This window comes from Streptomyces sp. PU-14G (assembly GCF_041028275.1).
GTDB lineage: Bacteria > Actinomycetota > Actinomycetes > Streptomycetales > Streptomycetaceae > Streptomyces.
In genome coordinates this window covers 1-15,167 of the sequence record NZ_JASKYT010000152.1, presented here as the reverse complement: position 1 = coordinate 15,167, position 15,167 = coordinate 1, and the positions used below count along the sequence as shown (strand labels likewise).

13 protein-coding genes and 1 pseudogene are annotated in these 15,167 nt (G+C 70.0%); 10 read left to right on the top strand and 4 right to left on the bottom strand.

From position 1 onward, the window contains the following. Together AB8Z75_RS18895 and AB8Z75_RS18890 are read left to right on the top strand one after the other, a co-directional pair. The coding region (locus AB8Z75_RS18895) for an N-acetylneuraminate synthase family protein (protein ID WP_369203483.1) at positions 1 to 1,004 on the top strand (1,004 nt) is incomplete at its 5' end. Between the two features lie 44 nt (positions 1,005 to 1,048). Continuing rightward, complete coding sequence (locus tag AB8Z75_RS18890; protein ID WP_369203481.1) at positions 1,049 to 2,209, top strand: hypothetical protein; 1,161 nt, start codon at positions 1,049 to 1,051, stop codon at positions 2,207 to 2,209. Between the two features lie 43 nt (positions 2,210 to 2,252). Here AB8Z75_RS18890 and AB8Z75_RS18885 read toward each other — a convergent pair whose 3' ends face one another. After that, positions 2,253 to 3,146, bottom strand: a complete 894-nt coding sequence (locus AB8Z75_RS18885) for a lysostaphin resistance A-like protein (protein WP_369203479.1) — start codon at positions 3,144 to 3,146, stop codon at positions 2,253 to 2,255. Positions 3,147 to 3,292: 146 nt separating this feature from the next. Between AB8Z75_RS18885 and AB8Z75_RS18880 the strand changes: the two genes are divergently transcribed. The 8 genes from AB8Z75_RS18880 to AB8Z75_RS18845 all read left to right on the top strand — a co-directional run bounded on the left by AB8Z75_RS18880 (position 3,293) and on the right by AB8Z75_RS18845 (position 13,086). Beyond that, a complete protein-coding gene (locus AB8Z75_RS18880) occupies positions 3,293 to 3,931 on the top strand; it encodes a helix-turn-helix domain-containing protein (protein WP_369203477.1) in 639 nt (212 codons plus the stop codon). A 203-nt stretch (positions 3,932 to 4,134) separates the two neighbouring features. After that, positions 4,135 to 5,424, top strand: coding sequence for an amidohydrolase (locus tag AB8Z75_RS18875; protein WP_369203476.1), 1,290 nt, complete (start codon positions 4,135 to 4,137; stop codon positions 5,422 to 5,424). Between the two features lie 371 nt (positions 5,425 to 5,795). Continuing rightward, positions 5,796 to 6,830: a BMP family protein gene (locus AB8Z75_RS18870; RefSeq protein ID WP_369203475.1), complete on the top strand. Its 1,035-nt coding sequence runs from the start codon at positions 5,796 to 5,798 to the stop codon at positions 6,828 to 6,830. Between the two features lie 342 nt (positions 6,831 to 7,172). After that, on the top strand, positions 7,173 to 8,810 hold the full coding sequence (locus AB8Z75_RS18865) for an ABC transporter ATP-binding protein (protein ID WP_369203487.1): 1,638 nt from the start codon (positions 7,173 to 7,175) through the stop codon (positions 8,808 to 8,810). Then, positions 8,807 to 9,946 (top strand): ABC transporter permease, encoded by a 1,140-nt coding sequence (locus tag AB8Z75_RS18860; RefSeq protein WP_369203474.1) that lies wholly within the window; start codon positions 8,807 to 8,809, stop codon positions 9,944 to 9,946. The genes AB8Z75_RS18865 and AB8Z75_RS18860 overlap by 4 nt, the downstream gene beginning before the upstream one ends. Further along, positions 9,943 to 11,262: an ABC transporter permease gene (locus tag AB8Z75_RS18855; RefSeq protein WP_369203473.1), complete on the top strand. Its 1,320-nt coding sequence runs from the start codon at positions 9,943 to 9,945 to the stop codon at positions 11,260 to 11,262. Before AB8Z75_RS18860 ends, AB8Z75_RS18855 begins: the two co-directional genes overlap by 4 nt. A 127-nt stretch (positions 11,263 to 11,389) precedes the next feature. Beyond that, entirely contained in the window at positions 11,390 to 11,773 is a 384-nt protein-coding gene (locus AB8Z75_RS18850; protein WP_369203485.1) for a cytidine deaminase, read from the top strand. A 38-nt stretch (positions 11,774 to 11,811) separates the two neighbouring features. Then, a complete protein-coding gene (locus AB8Z75_RS18845) occupies positions 11,812 to 13,086 on the top strand; it encodes a thymidine phosphorylase (protein WP_369203472.1) in 1,275 nt (424 codons plus the stop codon). A gap of 389 nt (positions 13,087 to 13,475) precedes the next feature. On the opposite strand, the gene AB8Z75_RS18840 is transcribed toward AB8Z75_RS18845, so the two are convergent. From AB8Z75_RS18840 to AB8Z75_RS18830, 3 genes and pseudogenes are all read right to left on the bottom strand, one after another. Then, positions 13,476 to 13,820 carry a hypothetical protein gene (locus tag AB8Z75_RS18840; protein WP_369203471.1) on the bottom strand — a complete coding sequence of 115 codons (345 nt, stop codon included), beginning with the start codon at positions 13,818 to 13,820 and terminating at the stop codon, positions 13,476 to 13,478. A 370-nt stretch (positions 13,821 to 14,190) separates the two neighbouring features. Beyond that, positions 14,191 to 14,574, bottom strand: coding sequence for a hypothetical protein (locus tag AB8Z75_RS18835; RefSeq protein ID WP_369203469.1), 384 nt, complete (start codon positions 14,572 to 14,574; stop codon positions 14,191 to 14,193). Positions 14,575 to 14,807: 233 nt separating this feature from the next. After that, a pseudogene (locus AB8Z75_RS18830) lies at positions 14,808 to 15,047 on the bottom strand (RHS repeat domain-containing protein); the annotation flags it as partial. Between the last annotated feature and the right edge of the window lie 120 nt (positions 15,048 to 15,167).

Sequence of the window (15,167 nt, the reverse complement as noted above, 5' to 3'; positions counted from 1 at the left end):
ATGCCGATCTCCCGGGTCGCCCCGTCTACGTGACCGGGGAGATCGGCATCAACCACAACGGGGATCTCGACAACGCGTTCGCTCTCATCGACGCCGCCGCCGAGGCGGGTTGCGACGCGGTGAAGTTCCAAAAGCGCACCCCGGAGATCTGCACGCCGCGCGACCAGTGGGATCTGGAGCGGGACACTCCGTGGGGCCGGATGACTTACATCGACTACCGGCACCGTGTGGAGTTCGGCGAGGACGACTACCGGGCCATCGGCGAGCACTGTGCCGAGCGCGGCATCGACTGGTTCGCCTCCCCGTGGGATGAGGAAGCCGTCGCCTTCCTGGAGAAGTTCGACGTGCCCGCGCACAAGGTGGCTTCCGCCTCCCTCACCGACGACGACCTGCTGCGTGCTCTTCGCGCCACGGGCCGGACCGTCATCCTCTCCACCGGCATGTCCACGCCGAAGCAGATCCGGCACGCGGTGGAGGTGCTGGGCAGCGAGAACATCGTCCTCTGCCACGCCACCTCCACCTACCCGGCGAAGGCCGAGGAGCTCAACCTGAGGATGATCCACACTCTCCACGAGGAGTTCCCCAACGTCCCGATCGGCTACAGCGGCCACGAGACGGGCCTGCAGACGACGTTGGCGGCTGTCGCTCTGGGCGCCGTCTTCGTGGAGCGGCACATCACCCTCGACCGCGCCATGTGGGGTTCCGACCAGGCGGCCTCGGTCGAGCCGCAGGGCCTCACCCGCCTCGTGCGGGACATCCGCACCATCGAGGAGTCGCTCGGTGACGGCGTGAAGAAGGTCTACGACAGCGAACTGGCCCCCATGCGCAAGCTGCGCCGCGTCAAGGGCACCGTCGCCGAAGCAGCCGAAGCAGCCGAAGCAGCCGAAGCAACGGAGGCAGCCGAAGCAACGGAGGCAGCCGAAGCGGCGGATGGAGCGGATGCGACCGGGACCGCCGGGACCGCCGGTGCTCGCGGGGGGACCCGCGCACCCGCCACGGTCTGACGGCGGCCTTCGAGTCCCCGACGCGGAAACGGAGCGTGCGCGCAATGTCCCGTAACCGCTCCGGCCACGGAGCCTCCGCGGACCTGTCCGCGACCGACCCCGGGGGCGGAGCCCTCCCCGGGCCCAGGGACGGGGCTCTCGCGTTCGTCGAGAGCCCCGTCCAGCTCCTCAACGTCCTCGAGTGGGCGCACAACCACCCCGCGCCCGCCACCTCGTCCCCCCTCACCCTCGTCGTGCTGCCGCCGACCGATCCGATGACCCGCGGTCAGCTGCGCCGCATGGCCGAGCTGGCCCGCGACGAGGGGATCGTCGTGCGCTGGCAGGAGGCCAGGGACGGTGTCGCCGGCGCCTTCACCAGCCTGTTCGCTCTCTCCCGCCGACTGCGCAGGGCCCGCACTCTGGTCATCGGGGACCCGTTCTCCCGTTACGTCCAACTGCTGCTCGCCCTCACGCCCGCCCGGGCGGCGCACCGCGTCACGGTCGTCGACGACGGTACGGCCACCATGGAGTTCGTCGCCCAACTGGCGCGCGGTGAACGCTTCGTCCGCTGGCACCGGCGCGGCACCGGGGGCGGGGCACGCGCTTGGCTGTTCGCGCCGGTCTCCCGCCGCGCCCGCCGCCGCCTCACGCCCCGTGCGGACGGCTCCCGTCCGGTGGAGGTCTTCAGCTCCATGCCGGTGGAGGCGCCCGACAACGTCACCGTCACCGCCAACGAGTTCGCCTGGACCCGTGCCCGCTTCGGCCCGCCCCGCCTGACCAAGGGCGCCGACCTGGTGGGCACCTCCCTGGTGGAGACCGGTGTTGTGGACACCGACCGTTACCTGGAGGCCGTCGCCTCCCTGGCCCGCACCTACGGGGCCACCCGCTATTTCGCGCACCGCCGGGAGAGCAGCGAGAAACTCCAGCAGGTCAGCGCCGCGACGGGGTTGGAGATCGTCCGCCCCGACCTTCCGCTCGAACTGGTCGCCCGGCGCGGTCCGGTCGGCCGTACGATCCTCAGCTTTCCCTCCACCGTCGTGCACACCCTTCCCCTCGCCCTCGCCGGCACCGCCGTGACCGTCGCCGTCTGCGACATAGATCCCGCCTGGCTGACCCGCACCGCCTCTCCTCGCGCCCACAGTTTCCTGACGGGGGTCACGGGCACGGCCGCGCGGGCCAGGAGGCTGCCGTCCGCGCCCCCGGCCACGCCGGAACCGAGCGCTTGAGCGGTCTCGTGCGCGGCACCGTGCCCGCGAAGGGGACCGGTTCTCAGACGTGTGCCGCCGGCTGCGGCACGGCGTCGGCGACAGTGTTGGCGACAGCGTCGGCCGTGTGCGTGCGAGGGCGCGTCGGCGGCGGGGCGAAGGCGAGCAGCAGCACGGCGACGAGCGCCTGGAGGCCGATCAGCAGGGCGAGCGTCTCGGGGACCTGGACGTCGAGGAGGACCATGGTGGCGTTCATGGCGAGGTGGACCGCGATCGCCGCGACGACGCCGCCCCGCTCGTAGGCGTATCCGAGCAGCATCGCCATCGGGATGACGCTGACGGCGAAGAGGATGCCGCTCGGGCTCGCCAGGCCCAGCGTGTGCTGCACGGTGCCGTCGAGGAAGAAGAGCGGCAGGTGCCAGACGGACCAGACGGCGCCCAGTACGAGGGCGCTCTGGTAGCGGCCGAGTGTCGCCCGCATCCGCGGGTGGACGGTGCCGCGCCAGCCCGACTCCTCCGCGAGCGGACCGCCGATCAGCATCGCCCCGACGAACGCGGCGAGCCCGCCGGCGTCGCGTACCGCGTCCTGGGCCTTCTCCAGGCTGAGGGCCGGGCCGCCGGCCTGCTGCGCGAGCAGGCTTCCCGCGAAGATCGTCGCCGCGGCGAGCACCATCAGCAGCGGTGTCCACAGCAGCGTGCTCCGCTGGAAGCGCACCGCGTGCGCGGGGGCGGCCTCGCCGCGTCGGCCGCGGCGGACGCGGAGCACGAGTGCGGCTGCCGACGGTCCGAAGGCGCCGAGGAGGTGGACGCCTCCCGCGGCAGCCGAGTGCGCCGGCCCGCCGAGCGCGAAGGCCGCCGCCCAGGCCGCCCAGCTCACACCGAAGGCGAGGGCGAGGAAGAGAGCCAGGTCGCTCCGGTAGCTGTGCGGGCGGGACAAGGATGCGTGTGAGGTGGTCATGCCAAGAGCTCTCTGTGAGGTCGCCCAGGGGTACGGGCCTGGGGTGGTGCCAGGGACGCTGCTCGTCGCTGCCGGGTCGTGATGCTGGGCGAGGTCGCCCCTGGTATCAACTTCGAGAACGTTATCAGATGTGAGAGCATTGGGGCATGGCACAAGCGAACCAGCTGATGCATCCGGTGCGGATGCGCATCATGCAAGCCCTGCTCGGCGTCGACGAGCTGACGACCGCGCAGCTACGCGAACGGATGCCGGACGTCGCCCCCGCGACCATGTACCGGCACGTCGCCGCCCTCACCCAGGCAGGCATCATCGAAGTGGTGGGGGAGCGGCGGGTACGGGGCACCGTCGAGCGCAGCTACCGCGTCCACCAGGAGAAGGCGCTCGTCGGCACCGAGGCCCGCGCGGTCATGGGCAGGGAGGACCACCGGCGCGCCGTGACGGTCTTCACCGCGGCCGTGCTCGGCGACTTCGAGCGCTACCTCGCCCGCGAGGACGCCGATCCCGCCACGGACAACGTCCTCTACCGGCAGGGTGCGGTGTGGCTCACCGGCGAGGAGTTCACCGAACTGGTCGACGAGATCGAGGCCGCGGTCGCCCGCCGCGCCCACGCCACGCCGGGTGACGGGCGCTCCCGGCACCTGCTCAGTCTCTCCTTCGTCCCGGACAAGAACGCCACCGCGGGGACGGGCGAGGAGAACGAGGACGCCTCGGGAGCCGGCACCGGCACCGGCACCGGTGCCGACAGGGGTGCGGACAGCGGGACGAAGGGGACCGGCAGCCGCTGACGCCGACGACTGCGAGGCGAGCGCGCCTGCGGCGCGAGGCACGGGCCCGGCTGCGAGGCCGGGTCGGCGTGAGGCCAAGCGGACAGGCATACCCAGGCCCAAAGGGGCATAACCGCCGCCAGGGCGAGATTTTCTTCCCCTGGGAGATTGAACTTTCGTGGATCTCTCGCCAGTTGCGGCTGCGGTGCGCCTACTCTTCGACCATGAACGAACTCCTGTCCCCTGCAGCCCCGGAGGTAGACGCACGCGGAGCCGCCGGCGTACTTCCCGAGCTGCCCGGCCGCCTGACCGAACCCCTCCGGCGCGAGCTCATCGCCTTCCGTCGCGACCTCCACATGCACCCCGAGCTGGGCAACCAGGAGTTCCGCACGACCGCAGCGCTCAAGACCCGGCTCGAACGTGCGGGCCTGCGCCCCAGAGTGCTGGCCATGGGCACGGGCCTGATCTGCGACATCCACCCCGGGCTCGGCCAGGAGCCGGGCGACGGCGGGGCCGCGGGCGGGGCGGCGCCCGCCGAGGCCGCGCCGCTGCTGGCGCTGCGGGGCGACATCGACGCGCTGCCCATCCCCGACACCAAGGACGTGCCCTACCGTTCGACGGTCCCCGGGCGTGCGCACGCCTGCGGGCACGACGTGCACACCACGGTGGTGCTCGGAGCCGGCCTGGTGCTGGCGGAGCTGGCGCGGGCCGGGGCGCTGCACCGTCCGGTGCGGCTGCTGTTCCAGCCCGCGGAGGAGGTGCTGCCAGGCGGCGCGTCCGACGCGGTCGACTGCGGTGTGCTGGACGGGGTGGGTTCGATCCTGGCGGTGCACTGCGACCCGCGGGTGGACGCGGGCCGTCTCGGCCTGCGGGCCGGGCCGATCACCTCGGCCTGCGACCGGCTGGAGGTGGTGCTCAGCGGCGCGGGCGGACACACCGCGCGTCCGCATCTGACGACCGACCTGGTCACCGCCGCCGCCAAGCTCGTCACCGAGGCGCCCGCGCTGCTGGCGCGCCGCGTGGACGCCCGCTCAGGCCTCGCCCTGACCTGGGGGCGGATCGAGTCCGGGCACGCGCCCAACGTCATTCCGCAGCGCGCCGAGATGTCCGGCACGCTGCGCTGCCTCGACCTGCCGACCTGGCGCGAGGCTCCCGACCTGGTGCACGCGGCGATCGACGAGCTGGCGACGCTGCACCGTGCCAAGTGCGAGCTGACGTACGTGCGCGGGGTGCCGCCGGTCGTCAACGAGCCGTCCGCGACGGCGCTGCTGCGCGAGGCGATGACCGCGCGCGCCGGTGCCGCCTCGGTGGAGAGCACGGAACAGAGCCTGGGCGGCGAGGACTTCTCCTGGTACCTGGAGCACGTGCCCGGCGCCATGGCGCGGCTGGGCGTCCGGCCTCCGGGGGACCGCCGCACCCGCGACCTGCACCAGGGCGACTTCGACGCCGACGAGTCCGCGATCACCACCGGCGTGGAGCTGTTCACGGCCGCCGCCCTGCTGCACCGTTCCTGACCCGCGCGCCGCACGGCGCCACAGCACCCGCACGGGCGCGCCACAGCACCCGCACGGGCGCGCCACAGCACCCGCGTGGCGCCACAGCACCGGCGCGGCGCCACGGTGCCGCGCCGGTGCCGGCCGGCGGCCCTCCCCGACAGGGCCGTCCCCTCCGGGGGCTCCACCCTGTGAGGTTTGTCGGACATGGGCGGCCCCGGCCCGGTCTCGGCGGTGAGCCGGAGCGACGTCCGTTCGCGACGATCCGATAACGGCTGGTTCCCGTGTCCTTCTGCTGGAAATCTACGCGCGTTAATGTGTGCCCGTCTCAAGGACCGGAACCCAACTGCGGTGCCGGAACCGGTGCTTCCACGACCACAAAGGGGACTCCGTTGCGTCGGGTAACAAAGCTGGCCACCGCGGTCACCGCCACCGCGACTCTCGCACTGACGGCCACCGCCTGCGGTGAAAGCTCCACGGAGTCGAGCGACGGCAAGAAGACCAAGGGTGTCGGGCTCGCGTTCGACGTCGGTGGCCGGGACGACCACTCGTTCAACGAGGCGGCGGCCCGGGGTACCGACAAGGCCGAGAAGGAACTCGGCGTCAAGACCAAGGAGATGACCGCCGGGAACAACGAGACGGAGGAGACCCGCGAGCAGCGTCTCACCTCCCTCGCGAAGGCGGGCTACAACCCTGTCATCGGCGTCGGCTTCAACTACGGCAAGTCCGTCAACAAGGTGGCCAAGGACTTCCCCGACACGACGTTCGGCGTGGTCGACGAGCAGTCCCACACCAAGAACGTGGTCGGCATGACGTTCGCGGAGAACGAGTCCTCCTACCTGGTGGGTGTGGCCGCGGCCAAGAAGACCAAGTCGAAGAAGGTCTCCTTCATCGGTGGCGTGGACAACGCGCTCATCCAGAAGTTCGAGGCCGGTTACGTCAAGGGCGTCAAGGACACCGACCCCAAGATCAAGGTCGAGGTCGACTACCTCTACAAGGAGTCCGACGAGGGCTTCAACGCTCCGGACCGCGCCAAGAACATGGCCAAGGGCATGCTCGCCCGCGGCAACGACGTGATCTACACGGCAGCAGGGCAGTCCGGCGCGGGCTCGATCGAGCAGATCAGCAAGAAGAAGGGCGCCTGGGCGATCGGGGTCGACTCCGACCAGTACCGCCAAAAGGGCCTGGAGAAGTACAAGGACGTCATCCTGACCTCGTCCGTCAAGAACGTCGACGTCGCCGTCTTCGAGCTGATCAAGAGCGTGAAGGAGGGCAAGCCGCTGAAGGGGAACCAGACGTTCTCCCTGAAGGAGGACGGCGTCTCCGTCGCCACCTCGGGCGGCTACATCGACGACATCATGGACGACATCAACAAGGCCAAGAAGGACATCATCGCGGGCAAGGTGGACGTTCCCACCCGGCCGTGACGTCCCGCGGGCGGCCCCGGGTGCCGCGCGGCGCAGCGTGTCGCGCGGCGCGAGGTGCGGGGCCGCCTTCCGCCTTCCTTCGCACGCCTTCGCATCGCCTTCCGCACGTCCTCCGCATCGCCTTCCGCACGTCCTTCGCACTTCCTTCCGCACTCCTCGTGCGCCTCTTCGTGGAGGGGCCTCCACCCTCGCGCCGGGAATCTGAGCTCAACCAGGGAGCACGTCAGCCAAGTGTCCAGCGAGTCCAGCGGCAGCAGCAGCGCGCCGTCCGGGGCGGGCCCGGGGCCCGGTCTTCCCGGGAGCGCCGTCGAACTGCGCGGCATCACCAAGCGGTTCCCCGGAGTGGTCGCCAACCGCGACATCGACATCTCGGTGGCGCGCGGCACCGTGCACGCCCTCGTCGGTGAGAACGGTGCGGGCAAGTCGACCCTCATGAAGATCCTCTACGGCATGCAGCGGCCGGACGAGGGCACCATCGGCATCGACGGCGAGGACGTCGTCCTGCACAGCCCCGCCGACGCCATCGCGCGCGGTATCGGCATGGTGCACCAGCACTTCATGCTCGCCGACAACCTCACCGTGCTGGAGAACACCGTCCTCGGCGCGGAGAAGCTGCACGGCATCGGCTCCAGGGCCCGCAAGAAGATCGTGGAGCTGTCGGACGCCTACCAGCTCGGGGTACGCCCCGACGCCCTGGTGGAGGAGCTGGGGGTGGCCGACCGGCAGCGGGTGGAGATCCTCAAGGCCCTCTACCGCGGCGCCCGCACCCTCATTCTCGACGAGCCGACGGCCGTGCTGGTGCCGCAGGAGGTCGACGCCCTCTTCGACAACCTGCGCGAACTCAAGTCCGAGGGCCTGACCGTGGTGTTCATCTCCCACAAGCTGGGTGAGGTGCTCTCGGTCGCCGACGCGATCACCGTCATCAGGCGCGGCACCACGGTGGCCTCCGTCACCCCGCGGGAGACGAGCCCCAAGCAGCTGGCGGAGCTGATGGTCGGCAGCGAGCTGCCGACCGCCGAGACGCGCGAGTCGACCGTCACCGACACCCCCATGCTCGACGTGGCCGGGCTGCGGCTGGCGGCCACCGACTCCGACGGCGTCGAGCGCGCCGTCCTGGACGGGATCTCCTTCACCATCCACAAGGGCGAGGTGCTCGGCGTCGCGGGTGTGGAAGGCAACGGCCAGGCCGAACTGGTCGAGGCCATCATGGGCATGAGCGACCCGGACGGCGGCACCGTCACCCTGGACGGGCGGGACCTCTCGCACGCCCCCACCCGTGTCAGGCGCGAGAGCGGCATCGGCTACATCCCCGAGGACCGCCACCGGCACGGGCTGCTCCTGGAAGCGCCGCTGTGGGAGAACCGCATCCTCGGGCACGTCACCGAGAAGCCGAACACCAACGGCCCCCTCCTGGGCATCCCGGGCGCCCCGCGGCTGCTGGCCCTCGGGGACGCGCGGGCCGACAGCGAGCGCATCGTCGACGCGTACGACGTGCGCACCCCGGGCATCGAGGTCACCGCCGCCAGCCTCTCGGGCGGCAACCAGCAGAAGTTCATCGTCGGCCGCGAGATGAGCCACCACCCCAAGCTGCTGATCGCGGCGCACCCCACGCGCGGCGTGGACGTCGGCGCGCAGGCGCAGATCTGGGACCAGATACGCACCGCCCGGCGCGAGGGTCTGGCCGTGCTGCTGATCTCCGCCGACCTGGACGAGCTGATCGGGCTCTCCGACACCCTGCGGGTGATGTACCGGGGCCGCCTGGTCGCCGACGCCGACCCGGCGAACGTCACCCCCGAGGAGCTCGGCTCGGCCATGACCGGCGCCGCCACGGGACACCTGGAGCACCAGGAGGAGCCCACCGACGCGGCTTCTTCCGAAGACGCCTCCGGGGACCTCTCCGGGGACCCCTCCGGGAGCGCCTCCGAGGACCCCTCCGAGGACGCCTCCGGGAACGACGACACGAACGGGGGTGCCAAATGAGCCGCCTGAAGGAGAAGTTCGGAGCCGGGGCCGTGCTCCAGGCGCTGGCCGCACCCGCGCTCGCGCTCGTCGCGGCGTTCGTCCTCTCCTCGGTCGTCATCGCGGCGACCGGTGAGGACCCCTTCCACGCCTTCTACGTCATGATCGACTTCGGCTCGAAGAGCGACAGCCAGGTCTGGATCATCAACAAGGCCATCCCGTACTACCTGTCAGCGGCGGCCGTCGCCATCGGCTTCCGCATGAACCTCTTCAACATCGGTGTGGACGGCCAGTACCGGGTCGCCGCCTTCTTCGCCGCCGTCGTCGGCGGGGCACTCGCCCTGCCGGGAGTGCTGCAGATCCCGCTGATCATCCTCGTCGCGATGGCCGTCGGTGCGCTGTGGGCGGGCATCGCGGGCGTCCTCAAGACGACCCGCGGGGTCAGCGAGGTCATCACCACGATCATGCTGAACTCCATCGCGGGCTCGCTGATCGGCTACTTCCTCTCCGAAGACAAGCTCGCCGTCAAGGACGGCAACCTCTTCCACACCCCCACCATCCCCGAGGCCGCCCGCTTCTTCCTCATCCCCACCGACCCCGATCCGATCTACGGCACCGTCGTCATCGCCGTCGTCATCGGCCTGGCCTACTGGTTCGTGCTGGGCCGCACCCGCTTCGGCTTCGACCTGCGGGCCGTGGGCCGCAGCGAGTCGGCGGCGAGCGCCAGCGGCGTGAGCGTGCGCCGGATGGTCGTCACCAGCATGCTGCTGTCCGGCGCCGTCGCGGGCCTGGTCGGCATGCCGACGCTGCTGAACAAGTCCTTCAACTACGGCACCGACTTCCCCACCGGCGTCGGCTTCACCGGCATCGCCATCGCCCTGCTCGGCCGCAACCACCCCATCGGCATGGGCCTCGCGGCGCTCCTGTGGGGCTTCTTGGAGCGCACCGGCATCCAGCTGGAGTTCGAGGGCTACAAGCAGGAAATCGTCGGCGTGATGCAGGGGATCATCGTGCTGTGCGTCGTCATCGCGTACGAGATCGTCCGCCGCGTCGTGCTGCGCCGCCAGCAGCGTGAGGTCGGCGCCGAACTGAGCGCCCGGGCGGGCGCGGGCGCCGAGCAGGACGAGACCGAGCAGAAGGCGGGGGCCTCCGCATGAGCACCACCTCCACACCGTCCAAGCCCTCCGCGCCGAAGAACGCCCCGGCCGCGTCCTCGTCGGCGGGCGGCAAGCGGAAGCTGTCCTACCCCGTCGTGCTGCTGCTCATCGCCGGCGGCCTGCTGCTGCTCTCCCTCGTCCGGGTCGTCACCGGCGACGTACAGCTCTCCAACAGCGGCCAGTTCTCCACCGCGATCGCCGCCGCCGTCCCCATCGGACTGGCGGGCCTGGGCGGACTGTGGGCCGAACGCGCCGGCGTCATCAACATCGGCCTCGAAGGCATGATGATGCTGGGCACCTTCGGTGCGGGCTGGATCGGCTGGCAGTACGGGCCGTGGGCCGCCGTCCTTGCCGGGATCGCGGGAGGCGCCCTGGGCGGGCTGCTGCACGCGCTGGCCACCGTCACCTTCGGCGTCGACCACATCGTCTCCGGCGTCGCCATCAACATCCTCGCCCTCGGCGTCGTCCGCTACCTGGCCAAACTGTGGTTCGGCGCCGACGGCAGCGAAGCGGCCAAGGCCGGCGGCAACGACAAGCAGTCTCCGCCCATGGACAACATGCCGTCCTTCACCGTGCCAGGGCTCGCCGACGGGCTCGGCAGCATCGAGAAACACCACTGGTTCCTCGTCTCCGACCTGGCCGGCATCCTGCGCGCCGTGGTCAGCGAGGTCTCCTGGGTGACGGTGCTGACGGTCGTGCTGTTCGTCGGCAGCTTCTTCGTCCTGTGGCGCTCCCCGTTCGGGCTGCGGCTGCGCTCCTGCGGCGAGAACCCGGTCGCCGCCGAATCCCTCGGCGTCAACGTCTACACCTACAAGTACGCGGCACTGATCATCTCGGGCGCCCTGGCCGGGCTCGGCGGCGCCTTCCTCGCCGTCGGCGTGCACTTCTACCAGGAGAACCAGACCGGAGGGCGCGGCTACATCGGCCTCGCCACCATGATCTTCGGCAACTGGCGTCCCGGTGGCGTCGCCATGGGCGCCGGCCTTTTCGGCTTCATGGACGCCCTCCGCGTCGTCGGCGGCGGCGCCACCGTGCACGCCATGCTGCTGCTGATGGCCGTTTTGCTGGTCGCCCTCGCCGTCTGGAAGTTCCGCGCCGGGCTGCGGGGCGCGCGCGGCGCCCGTGTCCAGGCCGCCGTCGCCCTCGTTATCGCCGTACTGCTCGTGCTGTGGTACGCGCTGACCGACACCGTGGCCCTGGAGTTCGTCGAGATGACGCCGTACGTCACCACACTGCTGGTGCTCTCCCTGGCGGCCCAACGGCTCCGCGCGCCGCGTGCGGTGGGCAAACCGTACCGTCGAGGCGAGGGAACCTAGCGTGCGCAACGTGCCAGAGGGCTCCGGCCCCGGCCCCGGCTCCGGCTCTGGCCCGGGTGCCGGCTCCGACTACTCCGCCGTCGGCCCGGCGACAGGCTCGGCGACCGGCTCGGCGACCGACCCGGCGATCGACTGGGCGGCGCTGCGCGGGAAGGCCCTGGAGGCCCTCTCCCGGGCGTACGCACCCTATTCCGGCTTCCCCGTCGGCGCCGCGGCACTGGTCGACGACGGCCGCACCGTCACCGGCTGCAACGTCGAGAACGCCTCCTACGGGGTCGGCCTGTGCGCCGAGTGCGGACTGGTGAGCGCACTGTTCGCGACAGGCGGCGGCCGGCTGGTCGCCTTCACCTGCGTCGGCGGCGACGGCGTGGTCGTCGCCCCCTGCGGCCGATGCCGCCAACTGCTGTGGGAACACGGCGGCGGCGACCTGCTGATCGAAGCACCCTCGGGGGTGCGCCCGCTCTCGGAACTGCTCGCGGACGCGTTCGGGCCGACCGACCTGGCCCGCTGACCTTCACCGGTCGCCGAAAGGAACGAAGGAGTACCCCCATGGACGCCATCTCCGTCATCCGCGCCAAGCGGGACCGCGAGGAACTGACCGGCGAACAGATCGACTGGATCATCGACGCCTACACGCGCGGCACCGTCGCCGACGAACAGATGTCCGCCCTCGCGATGGCCGTCTACCTCAACGGCATGACCCGCACGGAGATCTCCCGCTGGACCGCCGCGATGATCGCCTCCGGCGAGCGCATGGACTTCTCGGCACTGCCGCGCCCCACCGCCGACAAGCACTCCACAGGCGGCGTCGGAGACAAGATCACCCTGCCGCTCGCCCCGCTGGTCGCCGCGTGCGGCGCCGCCGTCCCTCAACTCTCCGGCCGCGGCCTCGGCCACACCGGCGGCACCCTCGACAAACTGGAGTCCATCCCCGGCTGGCGCGCCTCGCTCACCAACCCCGAGATGATGGACGTCCTGCGCGACGTCGGCTCCGTCGTTTGCGCGGCGGGCGACGGCCTGGCCCCCGCCGACAAGCGGCTGTACGCGCTGCGGGACGTGACCGGAACGGTCGAGTCCCTCCCCCTGATCGCCTCGTCCATCATGTCCAAGAAGATCGCCGAAGGCACCGGCGCGCTGGTCCTGGACGTCAAGGCGGGCTCCGGCGCGTTCATGAAGAACGTCGACGACGCCCGCGAACTGGCCACCACCATGGTGGAACTGGGCCGCGACCACGGGGTCCGCACCGTCGCCCTGCTGACCGACATGAACACCCCGCTGGGCCTGACGGCGGGCAACGCACTGGAAGTCCGCGAGTCGGTGGAGGTCCTGGCGGGCGGCGGCCCGGCGGACGTCGTCGAACTGACGGTCGCCTTGGCGCGCGAGATGCTCGACGCGGCGGGACTGCCCGACGCCGACCCCGCCAAGGCCCTCGCGGACGGCTCGGCGATGGACGTATGGCGCAGGATGGTCACCGCCCAAGGGGGTGACGCGGACGCGGACCTTCCCCGGGCGCGGGAGCACCACGTCGTGACGGCCCCTGCCTCCGGCGTCCTGACCCGCCTCGACGCCTACGCCGTCGGCCTCGCCGCCTGGCGCCTCGGCGCAGGCCGCGCCCGCAAGGAGGACCCCGTCCAGGCGGGCGCGGGCGTGGAACTCCACGCCCGCGTCGGCGACCCCGTCACGGCGGGAGCCCCCCTGCTCACCCTGCACACGGACACCCCGGAGGCGTTCGCAAACGCGGAGGCGGCCCTGACGAACGCCGTCGACATCACGACCCCGAACACATACGAGCCGACCCCCCTGATCCTCGACCGCATCGGGTGACAGCGGGCCCGCCCGCTCGAACGCGGCGCGGGCGACTCGGTACGGGACTACGCCCGCGCGTACTTAGTCCGCCAGTTGGAGGCGTGGGCCTGCATGTCTTCTGGATCGTGATCCCTGGGCTTCTCCAGACGGAGGGGTAGGCAGGAGCGTTGATGCGCGAGGCACAGACAGGGCCCCCCGCCGACCGGAACTGTGATCCCGGTTCGATCTCTCTGCTGACGCTGTCGAATGGCGCATTGGGCCGGGAGCGCTGCGCGACCGGCTCGGCGAACATGCGGCTTCCGACGGCGCAGCCGCGACTGGCTACGGGGTGTGGCAGACGGTCTCGACGTTGTTGCCGTCCGGGTCTCGTACGAAGCTGCCGTAGTAGGACTTGGGGTAACCCGTGATCAGCGGGTACTTTCCAGCCACTGCTCGCCCTTTTCCGTGTTCGCCAGCCACCACAAGGCTCCCATGGGCTCCCAGTCGTAGGAGTCGCATCCCTCCTTGAACCTGGCAACGGATTCGTTCACGTTGTGCGGCCAAGCTTCGAAACCTGTTTCCCCGAGATCGCCAATCTCCATAAGTTCTTCTCTCAGTAGCTCTCTCAGGAGGTCGAGGGATACATCCTTGAAGTCTCCTCCGTGAGAGTTGGTGAACTCCTCGGCCACTCCGATGAGGAAGTCAACCATGACCCAATCGTCTTCTCCTTCGATGAGCATTTCCTTCACCAGTGGAACCAGGTACTCCCGCACGTCCCTCCTTTTACTGGGATGGATCTATGTGAATCTTCCTTGGTTTCTTGCTCTCCGGCCACCTCATGTCTATGGTCGCGCCGCCCGAGTCGGACTCCGTCCTCCATTGGATCACGGTTCCATCGTCGAGTTTATAGACTTCGGGTACTTTGGGGCCGCGGGCAGGTAGCTGTTCTGCATCTTTCGTCCGGCCGTGCCAGGTGAAGGTGATCCGTCGGGAGTATGGGCCGGTTTTGGATATGCGGCGGGCCAGAGAGCCGTTGGTGTAGAGAAAGGTCTCGCCCTGCGGGTTGGTCGCCGAGATCAGGCGGTCCTGGGTGAGCTCGCGGATCTCCGTGACGTGGCTGTCGGGGCGGTAGGCGTAAACGTGTCATGCTTCGTCGGCGACGAGACTTCGCATTGCGCGAGAGATTTCACGTGCCAGACCGATCACATTCTCGCGATACCAACCGGTGCGCTGGTGGAAATCTTCGTCCGAAACGAACTCTGTGGCGGCGCAGGCGAGACTTGCATAGACGCCATGAAGCTGCTGCATCGAGAGTGCGAGTTCCTTGCTTAGATCGCTATTTCTGGATTCTCGCATTGTGCTGGCAGTGGCTGCCACTACGTAAGCGGCTTCCCCCAAGTTGAACTGCGACATTTCGTCGCTTCCGCCTGATCCAGCCGCTAGCGTGAGGCATTCCTCGATGACGGCTGCCTGGGGCGGGGTCAATTTGATCGAGAAGCGACCTTCACCTGTACGGTTGATGCGCACGCGGGTCCTCATTTTGGTGCGTACCTCTCTGAATTAAGCCGGACTCCGGCATTATGATCCACTCCGTCTGCTACGTGATTCCCGTACTGCTGCTCAAGTGCATCGTACGTATCGTCATCGGTCCCAGAGCACCCCTGAAGAACCGAGTGGGTCGGCCCGGGTGTGTGGATTATCGAGGTAGCGGTGATGGTGCGGTGGCGGGACGAGTCCCAGAGGGTCTGGGCGAGCGGGCGGCGGGTGCCGTCCCAGGTGAAGGTGATTCGTGGGGAGTCTGGGCCGGTTTTGGATATGCGGCGGGCCAGAGGGCCGTAGGTGTAGAGCCAGGTCTCGCCCTGCGGGTCGGTCGCCGAGATCAGGCGGTCCTCGGCGTTCCACCGATAGGTCCAGGTGCGGGTTTGGACGTTGAGGAGTTTACGGGTCTTGCGGATGAGGCGGCCCGCGGCGTCGTGTTCGTAGCGACACTTGCGGGCCTGCGGGTTGGTGACCTTCACCAGGCGTAGTTCGGTGGGTACGCGAACGCGCACTCCGCGCCGTCCGGGTCGCGCCGGGTGGCGGAGAGGTCGAAGTGGGCGGCCGGCGCCTTGGTCGGGGGG